Here is a 19,130-nt window from a genome sequence, read left to right as displayed (position 1 = left end):
GATTCTGTTATTTCATTGCTTTACTACAAATTTTCAAAGCTCTTTATATCTCTCACTGCGTATAAATTCATCCAGGGCAACGCTTTCCCCCTCATGAACTCTGGAATATTCAGCCGCCAACGCAATGATATGACTCTGTATCGACACATCGACGCCGGTTCTTAACTGTCCCTTCGTCTCGCCTTCCTCTACCGCCGCCAGGAAATCGTGGATCAGACGGTTATCGCCTCCCGCGTGGCCGGATAAATCGCCTGCCGTCGCATTGATATCGTAAACCTCCGTCTCTTTTCCAAAATTCGTGACCTTCACAATTCCCGTATGTAAATCACCGATGATATCGCCCATGGTACCCATGACCTTGATATCGCGGCCGCCTCCGCTGGTAAATGCACTCATGGTAAAGTTGACCGTCACACCGCCCTCAAATTCCATATTGACCACCTGATGGTCCACCACGTTGTTATCGCAGTGATAGACACAGCGGCCGTAAGGACCGGTCTTAATCTGGTCATAGATGGCCTCCTCGGTCAGTGTCTGGGAGAGTACGCAGCACGGCCACGCATCGTCACCGGTCAGATTCCTTTCGACAACATTGCGTATACCTGTGCCTTTATCCGTAATATAGATTTTTTCCGCATCATACGGACAGTTCTCTTTCACCTCGCAGCCGTCGAGACAGCGCTTGGCACAGCCTTCCGGGGCCATGGATTCCTTAAATAAATAGGTGGAACCATAGGATGAAACCCGTTCGCACTTCTTTCCCAGAAGCCATACGAAGATATCCATGTCATGACAGCATTTTGCAAGAATCATCGGGCTCGTCTCCACAGAGTCGCGCCAGTTGCCCCTCACAAAGCTGTGAGCCTGGTGCCAGTATTTGACGTTCTCAAGTCCCTGGACACTGACCACGTCTCCGATCTGTCCGGACTCGATCACCTCTTTTATCTTCGAATAAAATGGAGTATAACGGAGCACATGTCCCACAGCTACCATACGTCCATATTCGTGGGCCGTTTTCTGCAGAAGAAGACACTCCTCCAGGCTGGGGGAAATGGGCTTTTCGCAGAGAATGTGATATCCCTTCTTAATCGCCTCCACCGCCTGGGCCACATGCTGTTTGTCCTGGGTCGCTATCACCAGGATATCGGCGAGTTTCGGCTGTTTCAACAAGTCTTCCACCGTTTCAAAACAATTTTCAGGCGCTACCCCATACTCTTCCCGGGCCGCCTCTCTCTTTCCGGCAACCGGGTCCGCCACCGCCACTACCTTCATCTCCTCCGGCGCTACAAGCTGATAATGGGCATAGATATCATTTCCCCGGTTGCCCAGTCCTGCAATTGCCGCTGTTACTGGTCTCTTCATATTGATGTCCTCCTTAATATGAGCGCCTGACGGATCTTTACAAATCCCACAGGTGCGATACATGCCATCTCCGCTCCTTCTGCCTCTATACCGGGTACGTAAAAAGGAAAGTAAGAGGATGGCTGATTGACATAATTCATAAGGCTTCATTTCTCCGTCCCTCCAAAGCCGGGCGGAAATCATAAATGACATTTGACCTGTAAGCTATATGCTATATGCTGTATGATAGGTTAAAAACTTAAAAATAAAAACGACTTCCTCGTTCTCATCTGCTTACATTAAAAATAGCATATTACTCAATATTTGTCAATATATCTATTCTTTTTTAGAACATTTGACGAACCCCTCCCTTATGGAGCCAGCACACAGCGGACTTTTTCACAGCCTGGCCGGAAAAGGGAGAGCGGGCGGCAGGGAGGGAAAGGTGAATGATGCAGAGGTCGGTGGGACTTAGGGCGAACAGCCGCCGGAGCAGGGGCAAAATCGCGTTTTCAGGACGCGATTTTGCGGGCACTGAGAGCGAACGCATCAGGCGTTCGGTCGAATTGCCCGGGACCCCTGCGGAGGGGGCTGTTCGCCCTTAGTCCCACTCCCTCGGAATCCCTGAATCTTTCCCTCCCTGCCGCCCGCTCTCCCTTTTCCTCAATCCCCCACGCAAAAAGTCCGCGTATCTCCTCCTCCCTCCTCACTCCCCCTGAGCCGTATACATCTGAAAATACTCCCCATCCGCACGCATCAACTCCTCATGGGTCCCTTTCTCCACCACTTCTCCCTGTTTGATCACCAGGATCAGATCCGCATTTCTTATGGTCGATAACCGGTGTGCAATCACGAAACACGTCTTCCCCTCCATCAGCTTCCGCATGGCTTCCTGGATCTGGATCTCCGTCCTGGTATCCACGTTGGAGGTTGCCTCGTCGAGAATCAGCATCCTCGCCTCCAGCAGCATAGCACGCGCTATGGTCAGCAGCTGCTTCTGCCCCTTTGATATATTCGTCCCGTCATCTGTCAGAATCGTATCATAGCCTTCCGGAAGGCGCTTGATAAACGAGTGGATCCTGGCCGCCTTCGCCGCCGCCACAACCTCCTCCATCGTAGCCCCCTCTTTTCCGTATGCCAGATTCTCATAGATGCTTCCGTGGAACAGCCACGTATCCTGCAGCACCATGGCGTATGATTTCCTGAGACTCTTTCTCGTCACCTCCCGGATCTCATGGCCATCCACCCGGATTTCCCCGGAATTCGGATCATAAAAACGCATCAGGAGGTTGATCAGTGTCGTTTTCCCCGCACCCGTGGGGCCCACTACCGCAATAAGCCTGCCCGGATCCGCCTTCAGGGAAAGGTCGTGCAAAATAATCCGGTCCTTTTCATATCCGAAATCAACATGGGACAGCTCGACCTCTCCCCGGACTTCCTCCCCCTCGCCTCCCAGCTCTGCGGCGCCGGGCGCATCTGCCGTCTCCGGTATCTCATCCATCAGCACAAACACCCGCTCCGCCGCGGCCAATGCAGACTGCAGGTCGCTCATAATGTTGGCAGCCTCATTGATCGGGCCGGAAAACTTTCTTGAATATAGTACGAAAGAAGAGATCTGCCCTACCGTCATGTAGCCGACGAGATAGAGGAGCGCGCCGAATACACTGATTAAGGACAATGAGAGATTATTGATAAAATTCACCATAGGCCCTACCACACTGCCGTAGTATTCCGCCCTGTAATACGTCTCCACGGCGTCCTTATTCCTCTCCGCAAATTTCCGAATGACATTTTCCTCCTGGCAGTAGGCCTTTAAAGTCTTCTGTCCGGTTACCATCTCCTCCACAAAGCCGTTTAAATTCCCCAGACTCGCCGATCTCGCACGGAAGAGCGGACGTGTCTTACCCGTTATGAACTTCGTAATACAGGCAGACAGCGGCACCGTAAACGCAAATACCAGCACCAGTCTCGGCGATATTACCACCATCATGTAAAGGGCGCCTCCCACCGTGATCACCGTGGTTAAAATCTGTATCAGATCGCTGGACAGCGACTCATTAACCGTGTCGATGTCATAGGAAATACGGCTGATGATATCTCCCGTCTGGTGAAGGTCGTAATACCCCGCGGGCAGAGCCAGCATCTTGTCAAATACGTCCTTTCTCATCCGGTATACCACTTTCCGGCTGATGGTAATCATCAGAACCGAAAGCGCATAGGACAGCACCGAGGAAATCACGTAAAATGCCGCCATCCATCCGGCATAATGGAAAACTCTCGAAAATTCCACCTTCCCCATGCCCGGCTCGATGGCGTCAATGGCATAGCCCGAAAGCATGGGCCCCACCAAAGCCAGCAAATTGCTTCCCACCGTCATGATAAAAGCCAGGAGCAGGAGCCATTTATACTGAATCATATAGCGTCCGAGACGGAGAATCGTGTGCTTTCTCTGAACCAGAGAGCGCCCCTGCGGCTCATTATATGCGGCCTCCAGCCGTTTTTCACTTCTGCTGCGTGCAGCCATGATCCCTCCCCCTTATATTCCCATCTGGGATTTTCCAATTTCCCGGTAAATTTCACACGTCTCCATCAGCTCCTGATGCGTCCCGTAACCGATCATCTGTCCATCCTCCAGCACCATAATGTGATCCGAGTTCATAATGGAACTGACTCTCTGGGCGATAATCACGCAGGTTGTCTCCGCAAAATGTTCCCTCAGCTCCTTCCGAAGCGCCGCGTCCGTCTTATAATCCAGCGCACTGGAGGAATCGTCCAGAATCAGAATATCCGGTTTGGCTGCCAGCGCCCGGGCAATCAGAATTCTCTGCTTCTGCCCGCCGCTTAAATTGGCCCCCTTGATATCCAGCTGCGCTGAAATACCGCCTTTTTCCTCCACAAACTCACTGGCCCGGCCGTAAAGAACCGCTTCCATGACCGCTTCCTCACTTAGCTCCCTGCCCATATTGATGTTTTCCATAATGGTATCTTCAAATATCGTATCATTCTGAAATACGGTTCCGAAACGCTTTCTCAGCTCATGAAGCCCCATGGTGCGCACATCTTTTCCATCAATACGAACCGCGCCCTGATCGGCATCGTAAAAACGCATCAGCAGGTTCACGATCGTCGTCTTTCCCGCTCCCGTGGCGCCTATAATCCCCAGCGTCTCGCCCCGCTTCAGCCGGAAACAGATGTCCTCCAGGTTATTTTCAACCTTATTATAGGAAAAGGATACGTGATCAAATTCCACGTGGACTGCACCATTCTCCTCGCCAGTCCCCGCTTTTTTCTCCGTTCCTGTCTCGGTCTCCCACGCAGATTCCTCCTCAGCTTCCATCTCCTGGAGAACCAGCTCCTGATCCGCATCCAGGACCTTCACAATACGCGAGGCCGAAGCCGCAGCCTTCGAAATCATGATAAACAGCCTGGAAATGGACATCAGCGCATTCAGAATGATCGTAAAATACGTCATGAACGCCAATATTTTTCCGACCTCCGAAGTCCCCTGGTTCACCCGGCAGGCTCCGGCCAGAATAACAGCCACAAGCCCCAGATTTAAAAGCACATTCATCACAGGATTGGTGATGCTGGTGGTCACGGTAGCCTTCCGCTCCCAGTCCACCACCTCCCGGTTCGCCCGGTCAAAACGCTCCCGCTCATACGATTCCTTAGACAGCGCCTTAATCACACGGATACCCGCAATATCTTCCCGGATCAGCCGCACAAACCGATCCACCCGCTCCTGCAGAACGGAGAACATGGGAATCGTCTTCCTTGAGACCACCACCACGACAATCGTAAGAAGCGGAAGAACCGCCAGCAGGATACACGCCAGTACCGGATCCAGCGCCATGGTCATGGTAATGCCGCCGATTAAGAGGATCGGCGCCCGTACTCCCAGCCGCTGGACTCTTCCGAGCATCTGATGAACGTTGTACGTATCGCTGGTCAGCCTGGATATCAGAGACGGTCTGGTGAAACGGTCGATCTGAGTGTTGGATAAGCGGCTCACCTTCTCGAATAAATCTCCCCGGATCGTCCGGGTGGCGCTGCTGGCCACCCGGGATGCCATCCGGTTCGCCGCAACGCTGAACACCACCGCCAGAATCGAACAGAAAATCATGAAAATTCCCCACAAAAATATTTCCGGCCTCTGGTTTGCCGGAATCACCGTATCGATCATATAAGCCAGTGTCCATGGAAGAAATAAATCCATCAGCGTACCGGTAAACTTAATCAAAAAGCCAATCGCCATACGCAGATAATACGGTTTTAAATAATACGAAAAAATCTTCTTCATACTTCTACCTCGCCAATGCCTCCATTATACAGGATTCATCCGAAGCGTGCAAGAATCCGATCACTTTCCTATTGCAGAATAAAGAGTCCGGAGAGCGGACTCTCGCGCCGGAGCGCGGCGGCTTCAGCGGCCATACTTCCTTAGCACGGAGGGCACATCATGCCCGGAGGGCTTTTTTGTGTAATAGGAGCACTTTCCAATTACACGAAAAACCGCCGTCCCACGGCCATACCAGCCGCAGGACAACGGTTCTCCTGCACCTCTTCTTACTGTTCGCTTTCCTGCTTCGGCGGACGGTTCACTGCCAGAGGCAGATTAATTCCCATCGGATTTAAGATAATACCGATGGCATCGCCTGCCAGCACCTGGGAAACCTTCTCAGCCTGTACGATTACCGGCCGCAGCTGGTCTTCCCGGTTAAACTTCTGAAATTCCAGAATATCTGTAAATGCCGCCTGATAGACATCTCCGTTTTTCATCTTTACCAACGGGATTCCATTGCCCTCTTTCTTTATGGCAAGAATGAAAGTCCCCTTCCGAAAATGCATCTCGATCTCTTCCTGCAGTTCCATGAGCCTGGAATTCATCTCCGGTCCCGGCTGCCTTCTCGCCTCCTGCATATAATAAAGAGCAGTTAAATGCAGCGCCGGATTCTCCACCCAGACCTTGTCCTCCTCGCCGGGCTCGTCTCCTCTCCGTCTGACGAACTCCTCCAGCTGGATGAGCTCCTCTTTCCCGGAATCTTCCACGAAAATAGCGTTCACTCCCATTGTATACAGATTCGTATAGAATAAAAGCAGCTGTTTATTATCCAGTTTAACGATGCTCACCGGGATCTTTTCCCCAGCCAGGCTCTTTGCCTTGGCTTCCGCCTCCTCCGGCTTAAAAAACACCAGAACCTCATCGTCAAATGTCTCCGGATCACACACAACATACGGCAGCTTCGTACATGCAGAAACCACCACATACAGGGCCTTCGTGTCTCTCAAACGCCCCAGCACCGCCTGCTTGTCTGTCTGTGCGCCATTCTTTCCTTCGTTATCCATGGGTATTTCTCCTTCTTTCTGATCAATCCTATCGTTCCGCTTCGCCATGATCCGGCTTAAGCCTCATCCTTCTTTGTCATCGCTTCCCGTTCCTTCTTAAGCTCTTCATACAGAGCGTAAAAAGTCCAGCCGCAGTTCGTCTCCGTGACCACTGCCTTTAACTCAACCTTTGGCACACCGGCCCGGCGCAGTCCCGCGAGCAGCTCGTCGATCCGCCGGTTCGTAAAATTCTTCATAACCAGCATCTCTTCCTCCAGCTCCGGAAGCACAGTTCCCTCTTCCGTCTCCCGCTCGTCAAATCCATCGAAACCAGCCAGATAACCAACCGTCTGCCCGGTCTGTTCCGGTGTAATATTCTTTATCCGGATGCCCATACGGATCAGAACACCCTTTAATTTTGCCGCTTTCGACGCGTTGCCAGCCTCTTTCTCTCTCTCCGGCTGATAATACAGAACCATCTCTTTCGCCGCCACGCCTCTTCCTCCTGTTCCTAAAGCAGATGTTTTCTTAATTCTTCCCCGCTCAGAGGGCTTAAATACGCGGGCGCAATATCAAATACCGTTTTACAGCCCGCCGCGCCTTCCTTACTCAGACGGTAAGCCGCTCTCGCATACGCCACGATGACAGAGGCGGTGAACTCAGGGTTCGAATCCAGCTTCAGGCTGTACTCGATCACATGGCTGTGCTCATTCTCCCATCCCGTCTTTCCGGTGCGTATCACAAAGCCGCCGTGAGGTATTCCCTTGTGATCTCTCATAAGCTCTTCCTCACTGATAAACCGGACCGTCGTATCATAATCGGCGAAATAGTTGGGCATCGTCACGATCTCTTCCTCGATCCGCTTTAAATCAGCCCCTTCTTCCGCTACCACAAAGCACTCTCTCGTATGCTTCTGTCTCGTAGTCAGCTCCGGATTCTCTCCATCTCTCACAGCCTTCAGCGCTGCCTCAACCGGCACCGTATACTGTCTGGCGTCCTTCACGCCTTCCACGCGGCGGATCGCATCAGAATGCCCCTGACTGACTCCACGGCCCCAGAAGGTATAATCGCTGCCCTCCGGCAGAACGGCATTGCCATACAGACGATTCAGGGAAAACATTCCCGGGTCCCAGCCCACAGAGATAATTCCCACGTGGCCGCCCTCCTTCGCCGCCGCGTCCACCGCCTCAAAATGCTCCGGTATCCTGGCGTGCGTATCAAAACTGTCAACGACATTAAAACACTTTGCAAACTCCGGCGTCTGAACCGGCAGATCTGTAGCACTCCCGCCGCATAAGATCATCACATCGATCTCGTCCTTCATGGACTCCGCCTCCTGGACAGAACAAACCTTCACCCCAGGCGTCAGAATGTTCAAAGACTCTTTATCTCTCCTCGTAAAGACTGCCGCCAATTCCATATCCGGGTTATGCTTAACCGCACATTCCACGCCCTTACCGAGATTCCCATATCCTAATATACCAATTTTGATTGTCATATTCGTACTTCCTCTCTTTGTCATGAACTATCTAAAAGCTACCCCCATTATAACCCGCCTGTCCCCCATATGTAAATTGCTTTTTTTCCCTCAGCTGGCGATCCCCCAGCGTCCGCGGTCCCTCACACAAAACAAAGCCGCATGGTGTCCAACCGGCACCCCATGCGGCTCCTAACTTTCAACCTTCACTTCTCTGCTACCAATCCCAACTTTAACATCAGGCCAGTGCGGCCTCTTCCTCCGGCATCTCTAATGCGGTCGTCTCATACTTGTCCAGGATTACTCTCTGAATCGTGTCACGGGTATTCGAATTAATCGGGTGTGCGATGTCGCGGTATTCTCCGTCTGCCGCCTTCCGGCTCGGCATGGCGATAAACAACCCTTTTTCTCCCTCAATTACTTTGATATCATGGATTACAAATTCATTATCCAGTGTAATTGATACGATGGCCTTCATCTTTCCTTCTTTTTCGATACGTCTTACCCTAACATCTGTAATCTGCATGTCAAAACCCCTTCCCGTCACATTACCTATAATGTGTATCTTTCGTTTTTCTCTACGACAATTTTAATATTGTCCGGTGTACCTATGTAAGTCGTATTGGCGCGGATTGTATCCCGGCTTTCTACTATGCAGTTCTCAATAACCGTATTGTCCCCAATATACACATCATTTAAAATGATGGAATTCTTAATCACACAGTTATTGCCGATATAGGCTTTTTTAAACAGAACGGAATTCTCAACTACCCCATTAACAATGCTTCCGCTGGATACCAGGCTGTTCTTCACTACTGCGCCAGGATTATACTTTGCCGGCGGCAGATCGTCGATCTTGGAGTATACATCCGGATACTGACGGAAAAAGTAATCTCTGACTTCCGGTTTTAAGAAATCCATGTTTGTTCTGTAGTAGGATTCTACGGAAGCGATATTTCTCCAGTAGGAATCCATCTTGTACGCATAGATTCTCTTTAAATTCTTATATCTCACCAGAATATCATTGACAAAGTCGTAGCGATCTTCCATCGCGCAGCGCTCGATCAGCTCAATCAGCTGACGTCTTCTGATCACATAGATGCCGCACGATACGGTATTGGAGGAAGCCACCATGGGTTTCTCCTCAAAATCGGTAATTCTGCCATCCTCGTTGGTTCCCACCAGACCGAAACGGGTTACGTCCTCTCCCTCAGGAAGGTCCGTGCAGACTACGGTGATATCGGCCTTTTTCTCAATATGATACTCGAGCACTTTGCCGTAATCCAGTTTATAGATACCATCACCGGCCGAGATGACCACGTACGGTTCATGGCTGTTCTTTAAGAAGGTAAGATTCTGATATAATGCGTCGGCAGTTCCACGGTACCAGTCGCTGCTTTCCGCTGTAATGGTTGGCGTGAATACGAATAAACCGCCCTGTTTTCTTCCGAAATCCCACCATTTGGAAGAACTTAAGTGCAGATGAAGAGACCTGGAATTATACTGGGTCAACACTGCCACGTTCTGAATATGGGAATTCGTCATATTGCTCAGTGCAAAATCTATGCTGCGGTAGCTGCCTGCGATCGGCATGGCTGCAATCGCCCTCTTGTTGGACAATTCCCGCATTCTCTTACTGTTACCGCCTGCTAATACAATTCCTATTGCTCTCATCGCATACCACCTGCCTTTATGATGTAATCTCCGCTTGCCAGTAATCCGTCGGGATAGTCCTCTACGATCGTCTCCCCTACAACGGCGGTGTTCTTTCCAACCTTTACATTATCCGGGATAATAGAGTTCTCACCCACGGTAACCAGGTCAAACTGGTATACCTTCGGGTCATACTTGCTCGGTGCGTATTCACCCACGCCGAGTGCGACGTTTGATCCAATCTTGACATTCTCAGCGATGACAGCCTTATCGACAACGGAACCGGCGCCAATCACGCTCTCACGCATGATGATGGAATCCCGGATCACGGCGCCCTTCGCCACGGTAACACCTGCACCGATTACGGAATTATGGACTTCTCCGAATATCTCGGAGCCCTCTCCGATGATGCTTCTCTCAATCACTGCATCCTCCGATACATACTGAGGCGGAATGATATCACTCTTGGTATAAATCTTCCAGTATTCCTCATATAAATTGAACTCAGGAATAATGTCGATTAACTCCATGTTGGCTTCCCAGTAAGAACCTAAAGTACCTACGTCCTTCCAGTAGCCATTGTACTCATAAGCAAATATCCTCTGTCCGGCTGCATGGCAGTACGGAATGATATGCTTGCCAAAGTCACAGCCCGGTTCCTCTGACATCTTAATCAGGGCTTCTTTCAGTACTTTCCAGCTGAATATGTAAATACCCATGGAGGCCAGGTTGCTTCTCGGGTTCGCCGGCTTCTCCTCAAACTCCGTGATACGGTTGTTCTCATCAGTAATTACAATTCCGAAACGGCTGGCTTCCTCAATCGGTACCGGCATGGCAGCAATGGTGATATCTGCATTATTCGCTTTGTGATACTCAAGCATAACCTCATAATCCATCTTATAGATGTGGTCTCCTGAGAGGATTAACACATAGTCCGGGTTATACGTCTCCATAAACTCCAGATTCTGGTAGATCGCATTGGCTGTACCGGTATACCAGTCGCTGCCTTTGCTCTTCTCATAAGGTGGGAGAACGGTTACTCCACCCACATTACGGTCCAAATCCCACGGAATACCGATCCCGATATGGGTGTTCAAACGTAATGGCTGATACTGTGTCAAAACTCCGACCGTATCAACTCCCGAATTGATGCAGTTGCTGAGCGGGAAATCAATAATACGGTATTTCCCGCCAAACGATACTGCTGGTTTGGCTACCTTCTGTGTCAGTACACCTAAACGGCTTCCCTGGCCGCCTGCCAAAAGCATGGCAATCATTTCTTTTTTAATCACGTTATCACCTCTTGCTGTTAGAATTTTATTGTACTAGCATTATACCACACATTTGAAAAATAGTGAACAAATTTTTGAAATATTATTATACTTTTTTGTGCATTTTCCGACATTTTTCCGTAAATATGGTTTTCTTTTACATTTCATGCCAGATATAGTGTTTTTACACAGTCTCCCCCTTGAATCGCAGCCCAAAATACAGTATAATCTTAATAAGTATGCGATCATATCAAAAGGAGAAATCATTATGGATTTAGTGACAGTAAGGCAAATATATAAGGACAGGGAGCAGTATTTAAACAAAGAGATTTCCATCGGCGGCTGGGTCAGAAGCCTTAGAGATTCCAAGGCTTTCGGCTTCATCGTCCTAAGCGACGGTACCTATTTTGAGACACTTCAGGTGGTCTACCACGACACCATGGAGAACTTTTCAGAAATATCCAAACTGAGCGTTGGAACCGCCCTGATTATAAAAGGTACCCTGGTTGCTACACCGGAAGCCAAGCAGCCATTCGAGATTCAGGCGACAGAAATCGTCATCGAAGGTGCTTCTTCGCCAGATTACCCATTACAGAAAAAACGACACAGTTTTGAGTATTTGAGGACCATTTCCCATTTACGTCCCCGCACCAACACCTTCCAGGCGGTATTTCGTGTCCGCTCCTTAATCGCCTATGCGATCCACCAGTTCTTCCAGGAGCGTGATTTTGTGTATGTACACACCCCGCTCATCACGGGAAGCGACTGTGAAGGCGCCGGCGAGATGTTCCAGGTGACGACGCTTGACTTAAACGACATTCCGAAGACCGACGAGGGAAAAGTGGATTTCAGCCAGGACTTCTTCTGCAAACCGACCAACTTAACCGTAAGCGGCCAGTTAAACGCAGAGACGTATGCCATGGCCTTCCGCAATGTCTATACCTTCGGACCTACCTTCCGTGCGGAGAATTCCAACACGACCCGCCACGCCGCCGAGTTCTGGATGATCGAACCGGAGATGGCATTCGCCGATTTAAACGACGACATGGAGCTGGCAGAGTCCATGTTAAAATACGTGATCCGCTACGTACTGGAGCATGCTCCGGAAGAGATGAACTTCTTCAGCCAGTTCGTGGATAAGGGCCTTTTAGACCGTCTCCACAACGTATTAAATTCCGAATTCGCCCATGTTACCTACACCGAGGCCATAGAGCTTTTAGAGAAGCACAACGACGAGTTCGATTACAAGGTATTCTGGGGCTGTGATCTGCAGACCGAGCACGAGCGCTATTTAACAGAGCAGCTCTTTAAAAAACCGGTCTTCGTAACCGACTATCCGAAGGAAATCAAGGCCTTCTACATGAAGATGAACCCGGATAACAAGACCGTGGCAGCCGTTGACTGCCTCGTTCCGGGAATCGGCGAGATCATCGGCGGAAGCCAGAGAGAGGATGATTACAACAAACTCACGGCCCGCATGGACGAGCTGGGGTTAAAGAAAGAAGATTACCAGTTCTATCTCGATTTAAGAAAATACGGTTCCACCCGCCATGCAGGCTTCGGTCTGGGATTCGAACGCTGTGTTATGTATTTAACCGGCATGTCCAATATCCGCGACGTTGTTCCGTTCCCAAGAACCGTAAACAACTGTGAACTCTAGAATTCTACCACAAATTCCCTACCATCCCGGTAGGGAATTTATGGTATCTTTAATGGTAAAGCCGTGTGAGAAAAACGGCGCCGGACACAACTGAGGAACTATGAGGTGATGACTATGAAATTCGTACATATAGCAGACGTTCACTGGGGCATGAGCCCGGACAGCGATAAGCCCTGGAGCAAGGAACGCTCCCAGGATATCAAAGATACCTTCGCGAAAGCCGTCGCACAGGCGGGACAGCTGGAAGCCGACTGCCTGTTTATTTCCGGCGATTTATTCCACCGCCAGCCGCTGGCAAGGGATTTAAAAGAAGTTAATTATCTGTTTTCTACGATACCCGGTGTTCACGTCGTCATCATCGCTGGCAACCACGACCGCATCCGGAATAATTCCGCACTCTTAAGCTTTACCTGGGCGCCCAACGTGACTTACTTAATGGATGAGGAACTGCGATGCGTCTATTTCGAGGAGATCAACACGGAGGTCTATGGCTTCTCCTACCATACCACAGACATTCCGGAGAACCGCCTGGATCATCTAAAGGTGCCTAACAACGGCAGAATCCACGTCCTTCTGGGCCACGGCGGCGATGCCAACCATATCCCCTTCGACAAGGGCGCCATGGGCGCGCTGGATTTCTCCTATATTGCCATGGGACACATCCACAAACCGGAGGTATTGATCGAGAACCGCATGGCATTTTCCGGATCGCCGGAGCCCCTCGACAAGACGGAGGCCGGCCAGCACGGCATGTTTATGGGCGAGATCAACGAGGTAACCCGCATGGTGACCTCCTTAAAGTTTGTTCCGCTGGCCAGGATTCAGTACATCTCCCTGGCGGTCAATGTGACGACGGCCACCACCAACACGGAGCTGGCCATGAAGATTACCCAGGAGATTCAGAACCGGGGACCGGAAAATATATTCCGATTCCGCATCCGGGGCATGCGTGATCCCGACATTTCCTTCGATTTGGACATGCTGTCCACACGGTTTAAGATAATGGAAATCATTGATGAGTCCGAGCCGCAGTACGATTTCTCGGCGCTGTTCGCAGAGCATCCCAGCGATATGATCGGCTTCTATATACAGGCCCTTCAGAAACCGGAGATGAGCCAGGTGGAAAAGAAGGCGCTGTATTACGGAATCAACGCGCTGCTGCGCACCACGGATGAAAGGAGCTGACCGAATGAAAATTCTGGATATCTATATTAACGGTTTTGGAAAATTTCACGGACGGAACCTTTCCTTCGAGGACGGCTTAAACATCGTCTACGGCAAGAATGAAGCCGGTAAATCTACCATCCACACCTTTATCAGGGGCATGCTGTTCGGCATTGAGAAACAACGCGGGCGGGCCTCCAGAAACGATATCTACTCCAAGTTTGAGCCCTGGGAAAACAGCGGCACCTACGAGGGGCAGCTGAGGCTGGAGCACAAGGACCACATTTACCGCATCGAACGGACATTTCAGAAGAATAAGAAGGAATTTAAGGTGGTAGACGAGACGGCGGGACGGGAGATCGAACCGACGAAGGCATTTCTCGACGACCTCTTAAGCGGTTTAAGCGAGACCGCATACAACAACACGGTCAGCATCGGCCAGTTAAAAAGCGCAACCGATGAGGGCATGGTGTCTGAACTTAAGAATTACATTGCCAATCTTAACACCACCGGCAATATCGCACTCAATATCACAAAGGCGACCTCATTTTTAAAGAGCCAGCACAAGGAGCTGGAATCTCAGATGGTTCCCGAGGCGGCCCGCACCTACACCTCTCTGCTCAGCGAGATCCGCAACACCGAGAAGGAGATCGCCTCGCCCGAATATGAGAATCAGATTCAGGCCTACCAGCGCATGCGCGTGGAGGTAAAGGATACGCTGGAAGTGAAGCAGAAAGAAAAGGAAGAGCTGATCCAGAAGGTGGCCAGAGGCAAACAGGTTCTGGCCAATAACCAGTTTACCGATCAGGATTCCATCACGGCCTACTCCATCAAGACACAGGGCACCTTTGACGAGTACACGGAGGCGAAGGAGGTCTGCGGCAAAAAGTCGAAGAAGATTCTTTCGGTGCTCTCTCTCGTCATCGCCACCCTGCTGCTGTGCGGCGCCGGCGCCGTCTATTATCTGGGCGGTGACAACTATGTGACTGCCGTTTACGGGATCGACTCCCTGGTCTGCATCGCGGCGGCGGTGGGCGCGGCCATTATCTTTTATCTGATTGGCCTCATCCTGTATCTGCGGCTGCGGCACAGGCAGAAGGACATGGAGTTGAGTGCCAAGGTCCTGCAGGAGATCTTCTCCAGGCATTTAGGCGACACTGCCATCTCCATGGACGCCATGCGGGCATTTCAGGCGAGAATGGCTGAATTTACGCGGCTCAGTTCCGCCATTGCCAAGTCGGAAACCGCCATTGAACAGAAGGCCGCCGAGATCACGGAGCTGCAGGGCAGGCAGGAGAACTGCGGGGAAGTCATTGAGAAACAGCAGAAGACCCAGTGGGAGTTAGAGAAGAAGCTGGAACATCTGTCCGCCTGCAAAACTCAGGCCGAGGGCCTGAAGCACATTCTGGCTGAAAATGACAGAATCCGCGAGGAACTGTCCGCCATTGACCTGGCTCTGGAGACTATGACGACGCTTTCCTCTTCGATCCGCGATTCCTTTGGCCTCTATTTAAATAAGACCGCCTCAGATCTGATCGCAGGAATCACGGGAGGGATCTATACCAGCTTAAGCGTGGATGAGAACCTGAATGTGTTCTTAAACACAAAAACCAAACTGGTTCCGTTAGAACAGGTCAGCAGCGGAACGATGGACCAGGTATATCTGGCCCTGAGGCTCGCAGCCGCCAGGCTGATTATTGGGGACCACGGGGAGATGCCCCTGATCTTCGATGACAGCTTTGTTCTCTATGATGACGACAGGTTAAAGACTGCGCTGAAATGGCTTGTGAAGGCCTGTGAAGGACAGATTATTATCTTTACGTGCCATCAGAGAGAGGCGCAGATGCTGACGGCGAATTTGATTCCTTATCATTTAGTTGAGATTTGATTTTAAGACATGAATATGCTGCAGGGCAGCCGGATTACCGGCTGCCCTGCGGCTTTTCTTTATGACTTTGCTATGTCCAGAGCGGTATCCAGCGCCGTCTTCTCCGGAATTCTTATTTGTATAGAAGGAAATTCTTTCTTAAGGAGGTCCGTCAGTTCAGGAGCTATGATTTTATTCTTTAACAGAACACTGCCCCAGAGCCAGAGCTCTACCGGCGCCTCTTTCTGGTATCTGTCTAAATCGGCTTTATAATAGACATCCTTTACCAGGGCAAACAGTTCATCCCGGCATTCCCGCAGTATTTTCAGGCCTGTCTCATCTCCCAGCTCATAAGCCTTCTCTGCCAGCGGGGCAAAGGAGGCGATCTGCGTCTTTTCCATTAACATGTCGTTGACAAAGGTATTGATCTCATCCAGCGTTTTCAGGCCGCTCTGCGCTTCAAAAAGTTCGTACAGAATGGGACAGCTGGTTCTGCCGTCGATGTGGTTGGCCGCCTCTTTTATGACCTTCATTCCCATATTATGGCCGCTCCCCTCATCGCTCAGCACATGGCCCCAGCCGCCGCAGCGGGTGATCGCTCCTGACTCTCCCCTGGCATATGCGATCGAACCGGTGCCGCAGACCAGCACGATAGCCGGCCCCGTCGACACATGCAGAAATACCTCACAGTCGTTATATACCAGAATGCTTTCCGGCCGAAACCCCATTTCCAGGAAAGACCTGCGGCACTCTTCTTCCTGCCTTGGAGAATCGATTCCACTGGCCGCCACACAGATTTTTACGCAGTCCTCCGCCTTGATCTGTGCCTCCTCCAGAATCGGCAGAATAAAGCTCCGATACTTTGCATTGCACTTCTCATATCCGTCTGTATTCATGGTGCCTCCGGCTCCGTAGAATTCCCCCGCCCGGCCATCCACATACTCTATTTTCATGCGGGCAACGGTTCCGCCTATATCTAATCCGGCATAATATTTCATAGCTTCCTCCTAGATTACGCTTTTGTGTTTAAAACCCCGTAGAAATCAGGGAATTTAGGCTTATCACAATCTATATTTTTGCGTTCTGACCCGAATACGCTCATTACCTGAAACGCCGGGAGCGTCTCAAATATGCTGAGATACGGATTCTTATTACCTGACAGCTTAAGCACATGGCTGCCTTCTTCCCAGTCTAATACCGTAATAATAAAGTTTACACAGCCTTTTTCCCTGGTGTAGTGATCCAGTGCAGCCATCCGTTCCGCATTCTTTTCGCCGGCAGGAAGATAAAGATGACACATTCCCGGAGCAATCGTGTTATTGACTCCATGTAAGTATTCCTCAAATTCATAGGCCATCGCCGGTATATATAGGGTCTCCAAAAGCTTCAGCGCTCCTTCCTGTGCCGCGTAGTAGCCGGCGTCCTCCGACAGAATGGTAACGTGTGGGATTACAGCAAGTAAGTCGGCCTGATTCCGGCAGAAATCTATACTCTTCTCTATATTTGAGGGCGCTGCGTCTATAGCCTGATTCAATTCCTCCAGAAAACGTTCAGAAGCCTCCTGGTCTCCCAGGTTCCAGATTCTGCCCAGAGCCAGGCCCAGGAAATAGAGGGTTAAAACCGTGGAGGTCATTCCTTTCGTCTTCGGTCCCACCGTCTCCTCTCCGCAGGCGATAAACTGGTGAACATCACCTTCTTTTGCCACAGGGGACTGTTCATCGGCAGTTACCGTCAGAATGCGAAAGCCGCGTGCCTTCCATTTCTTTACTGCATCTATGGTGGAGGTACTCTTCCCGGACTGAGAGACAGCAATCAGCAGCGTCTCTTCCGGATTTAAAAGTCTTAAAAGGCCGTCCAGACGGGACGGCACCACCGCTGCCGCCTCCAGCCCCAGCATCTTCCCATAGAAATCTGCCGCAGCCATAGATGCGATATAGGAACTTCCGGAGCCGAGAATTACGATCCGTTTTATCGGCTGCTGCAGTTTTTCAACCGCTCCCTGAAAAAGTGACTCTCTGTCATCCGTTATTTTTCGCCATACTTCAGGCTGTTCTTTTATATATTCCAACATTCTTCTTGCCATATTGACTCTCCTGTTTTTTATTATTATAGTTCACGGTCCTCTTTAAAACGCCGAAAAGCGTTTGACTGTCTGTTATTCTAATGCTATGATTCTAGTATCATGATCCTGCAGAAGGGAGCTTTGCCGTGAACCAGTACATGCCGAAATATCTGAAAACCAAAAACCGTATGATGATTTTTGATTTGTTCCGCAATCAGAACATTATGAGCCGCGCGGAACTGGTCCGCATCACTGGAATCAGCTTTCCCACCGTCTTAAAGATAGTTGACAAGCTTCTGGAGCTGGGAATTCTCATCGAGCTGGAAGAGACGACTCAAAGCCCCGGCGCCGGACGGCGCGGCCATCTTCTTCGTTTTAATCCGCGGGCATACTACGCCATCGGACTCGAATTTGAAGGGCAGATCGTACATATGGGTCTGGTCGATATGCTGGGAACCTGCCAGTACTGCCGGTCAATCCATCTTCCGGTCCAGAACCACACGCTGGAGCTCTCCAAATTGACAAGAGAGATCAGCAAGCTGATGGCGCTGGCCGCGGGCGAGCAGATTCCCGTACTGGGAATCGGAATCGGCTTTCCCGCTATGGTGAATCCACAGACAAACAGCATTATTCATATGTCCTATATGAACATCGACCACGAAGTAACGTTTGCAGAAGCATTTCCGGAGTTTACGGATGCTCTCCCTGTTCCGTTTTTCCTGGATAACGATGTGAACTTCGCCTGTCTCGGCGAGGCATTTTTACGCCGCAGATGTCCGGAATATCAGAACCTTGTTTATTTTACTCTGGGTACCGGATGTGGTGTCAGCTATATGATGAATGGGGAACTGTGGTACGGCGCCACCCATAAGTCTGGAGAGATCGGCAACATGCCGGTCACCTCCTTCCAGATACCGGGGGCGGATGTCCCGAAGCCCAAACCATTTGAACAGCTGATCAATCTGGAGGCCATCTACCAGCGTTTTCAGATTAATTTGCAGCAGAATCCCGGATTTCCGGAGACTATGAGGGATGAAATTATCAATTATCTCTGCCCTTATCTGAGCTATACACTGACCAATCTGACGTACTTACTCGATATCCAGCACTGTGTCCTGACAGGGATCATTCCACTGGCGCTGGGAGACCCCCTGCTGCAGAGAATACAGGAGGCCATCCGCACCACCCTGGTGCACAATACCCTTCAGATTGAACCGTCGATCAGCCGCGACACCGGCATTATCGGCGCCGCAGTCACTGTCTTTAATAAACGCCTGGAGGTCCTTTTCGAGGAATAAAGCGGAATACTT

General features: G+C 50.5%; 15 protein-coding genes. 4 read left to right on the top strand and 11 right to left on the bottom strand.

Annotated features, from left to right (window positions below):
* Positions 1 to 33: 33 nt before the first annotated feature.
* The 9 genes from M1L66_RS01210 to M1L66_RS01170 all read right to left on the bottom strand — a co-directional run bounded on the left by M1L66_RS01210 (position 34) and on the right by M1L66_RS01170 (position 11,088).
* Positions 34 to 1,362 carry a Gfo/Idh/MocA family protein gene (locus M1L66_RS01210; protein WP_434690393.1) on the bottom strand — a complete coding sequence of 443 codons (1,329 nt, stop codon included), beginning with the start codon at positions 1,360 to 1,362 and terminating at the stop codon, positions 34 to 36.
* A 685-nt stretch (positions 1,363 to 2,047) separates the two neighbouring features.
* The gene (locus M1L66_RS01205; RefSeq protein ID WP_434690391.1) at positions 2,048 to 3,865 is read right to left on the bottom strand and encodes an ABC transporter ATP-binding protein; all 1,818 of its coding nucleotides are present in this window, start codon (positions 3,863 to 3,865) and stop codon (positions 2,048 to 2,050) included.
* Positions 3,866 to 3,877: 12 nt separating this feature from the next.
* Positions 3,878 to 5,641 carry an ABC transporter ATP-binding protein gene (locus tag M1L66_RS01200; RefSeq protein WP_434690388.1) on the bottom strand — a complete coding sequence of 588 codons (1,764 nt, stop codon included), beginning with the start codon at positions 5,639 to 5,641 and terminating at the stop codon, positions 3,878 to 3,880.
* Between the two features lie 266 nt (positions 5,642 to 5,907).
* Positions 5,908 to 6,687, bottom strand: a complete 780-nt coding sequence (locus M1L66_RS01195; RefSeq protein ID WP_187023377.1) for an SseB family protein — start codon at positions 6,685 to 6,687, stop codon at positions 5,908 to 5,910.
* Positions 6,688 to 6,743: 56 nt separating this feature from the next.
* Positions 6,744 to 7,160: a DUF3783 domain-containing protein gene (locus M1L66_RS01190; protein WP_002605627.1), complete on the bottom strand. Its 417-nt coding sequence runs from the start codon at positions 7,158 to 7,160 to the stop codon at positions 6,744 to 6,746.
* Between the two features lie 17 nt (positions 7,161 to 7,177).
* Entirely contained in the window at positions 7,178 to 8,164 is a 987-nt protein-coding gene (locus tag M1L66_RS01185) for a diaminopimelate dehydrogenase (RefSeq protein WP_434690384.1), read from the bottom strand.
* A gap of 217 nt (positions 8,165 to 8,381) precedes the next feature.
* Positions 8,382 to 8,669, bottom strand: coding sequence for a septation regulator SpoVG (gene spoVG, locus M1L66_RS01180; protein WP_187023375.1), 288 nt, complete (start codon positions 8,667 to 8,669; stop codon positions 8,382 to 8,384).
* A 26-nt stretch (positions 8,670 to 8,695) separates the two neighbouring features.
* Positions 8,696 to 9,817: a glucose-1-phosphate adenylyltransferase subunit GlgD gene (gene glgD / locus M1L66_RS01175; protein WP_187023374.1), complete on the bottom strand. Its 1,122-nt coding sequence runs from the start codon at positions 9,815 to 9,817 to the stop codon at positions 8,696 to 8,698.
* On the bottom strand, positions 9,814 to 11,088 hold the full coding sequence (locus M1L66_RS01170; RefSeq protein WP_055660828.1) for a glucose-1-phosphate adenylyltransferase: 1,275 nt from the start codon (positions 11,086 to 11,088) through the stop codon (positions 9,814 to 9,816). The genes glgD and M1L66_RS01170 overlap by 4 nt, the downstream gene beginning before the upstream one ends.
* A 247-nt stretch (positions 11,089 to 11,335) precedes the next feature.
* Here M1L66_RS01170 and asnS point away from each other — a divergent pair, with 247 nt between their 5' ends.
* The 3 genes from asnS (at position 11,336) to M1L66_RS01155 (ending at position 15,779) form a co-directional block, all read left to right on the top strand.
* A complete protein-coding gene (asnS, locus tag M1L66_RS01165) occupies positions 11,336 to 12,727 on the top strand; it encodes an asparagine--tRNA ligase (RefSeq protein WP_187023373.1) in 1,392 nt (463 codons plus the stop codon).
* A gap of 114 nt (positions 12,728 to 12,841) precedes the next feature.
* The gene (locus M1L66_RS01160) at positions 12,842 to 13,912 is read left to right on the top strand and encodes a metallophosphoesterase family protein (protein WP_002605621.1); all 1,071 of its coding nucleotides are present in this window, start codon (positions 12,842 to 12,844) and stop codon (positions 13,910 to 13,912) included.
* Positions 13,913 to 13,916: 4 nt separating this feature from the next.
* Complete coding sequence (locus M1L66_RS01155; RefSeq protein WP_434690378.1) at positions 13,917 to 15,779, top strand: ATP-binding protein; 1,863 nt, start codon at positions 13,917 to 13,919, stop codon at positions 15,777 to 15,779.
* A 59-nt stretch (positions 15,780 to 15,838) separates the two neighbouring features.
* Here M1L66_RS01155 and M1L66_RS01150 read toward each other — a convergent pair whose 3' ends face one another.
* Both M1L66_RS01150 and M1L66_RS01145 read right to left on the bottom strand, forming a co-directional pair.
* Positions 15,839 to 16,756, bottom strand: coding sequence for a BadF/BadG/BcrA/BcrD ATPase family protein (locus M1L66_RS01150; protein WP_434690376.1), 918 nt, complete (start codon positions 16,754 to 16,756; stop codon positions 15,839 to 15,841).
* Between the two features lie 14 nt (positions 16,757 to 16,770).
* Positions 16,771 to 17,841 carry an SIS domain-containing protein gene (locus M1L66_RS01145; protein WP_434690375.1) on the bottom strand — a complete coding sequence of 357 codons (1,071 nt, stop codon included), beginning with the start codon at positions 17,839 to 17,841 and terminating at the stop codon, positions 16,771 to 16,773.
* A gap of 125 nt (positions 17,842 to 17,966) precedes the next feature.
* On the opposite strand from M1L66_RS01145, the gene M1L66_RS01140 reads away from it, so the two are divergent.
* The gene (locus M1L66_RS01140) at positions 17,967 to 19,118 is read left to right on the top strand and encodes an ROK family protein (protein ID WP_187023369.1); all 1,152 of its coding nucleotides are present in this window, start codon (positions 17,967 to 17,969) and stop codon (positions 19,116 to 19,118) included.
* The last annotated feature ends 12 nt before the right edge of the window (positions 19,119 to 19,130 follow it).

Origin of the sequence: Hungatella sp. SB206 (genome assembly GCF_051132295.1) — a bacterium.
GTDB classification, from domain to species: domain Bacteria; phylum Bacillota; class Clostridia; order Lachnospirales; family Lachnospiraceae; genus Hungatella; species Hungatella effluvii.
Note: the sequence above shows the minus strand (reverse complement) of the source record. Positions and strands in the feature narration are given on the sequence as shown.

Bases quoted from the DNA above. Each gene is read 5' to 3' on its own strand.
- M1L66_RS01210 (WP_434690393.1), bottom strand. From the start codon at position 1,362: ATGAAGAGACCAGTAACAGCGGCAATTGCAGGACTGGGCAACCGGGGA.
- glgD (WP_187023374.1), bottom strand. From the start codon at position 9,817: ATGAGAGCAATAGGAATTGTATTAGCAGGCGGTAACAGTAAGAGAATG.
- asnS (WP_187023373.1), top strand. From the start codon at position 11,336: ATGGATTTAGTGACAGTAAGGCAAATATATAAGGACAGGGAGCAGTAT.
- M1L66_RS01160 (WP_002605621.1), top strand. From the start codon at position 12,842: ATGAAATTCGTACATATAGCAGACGTTCACTGGGGCATGAGCCCGGAC.
- M1L66_RS01155 (WP_434690378.1), top strand. From the start codon at position 13,917: ATGAAAATTCTGGATATCTATATTAACGGTTTTGGAAAATTTCACGGA.
- M1L66_RS01195 (WP_187023377.1), bottom strand. From the start codon at position 6,687: ATGGATAACGAAGGAAAGAATGGCGCACAGACAGACAAGCAGGCGGTG.
- M1L66_RS01145 (WP_434690375.1), bottom strand. From the start codon at position 17,841: ATGGCAAGAAGAATGTTGGAATATATAAAAGAACAGCCTGAAGTATGG.
- M1L66_RS01150 (WP_434690376.1), bottom strand. From the start codon at position 16,756: ATGAAATATTATGCCGGATTAGATATAGGCGGAACCGTTGCCCGCATG.
- M1L66_RS01205 (WP_434690391.1), bottom strand. From the start codon at position 3,865: ATGGCTGCACGCAGCAGAAGTGAAAAACGGCTGGAGGCCGCATATAAT.
- spoVG (WP_187023375.1), bottom strand. From the start codon at position 8,669: ATGCAGATTACAGATGTTAGGGTAAGACGTATCGAAAAAGAAGGAAAG.
- M1L66_RS01185 (WP_434690384.1), bottom strand. From the start codon at position 8,164: ATGACAATCAAAATTGGTATATTAGGATATGGGAATCTCGGTAAGGGC.
- M1L66_RS01200 (WP_434690388.1), bottom strand. From the start codon at position 5,641: ATGAAGAAGATTTTTTCGTATTATTTAAAACCGTATTATCTGCGTATG.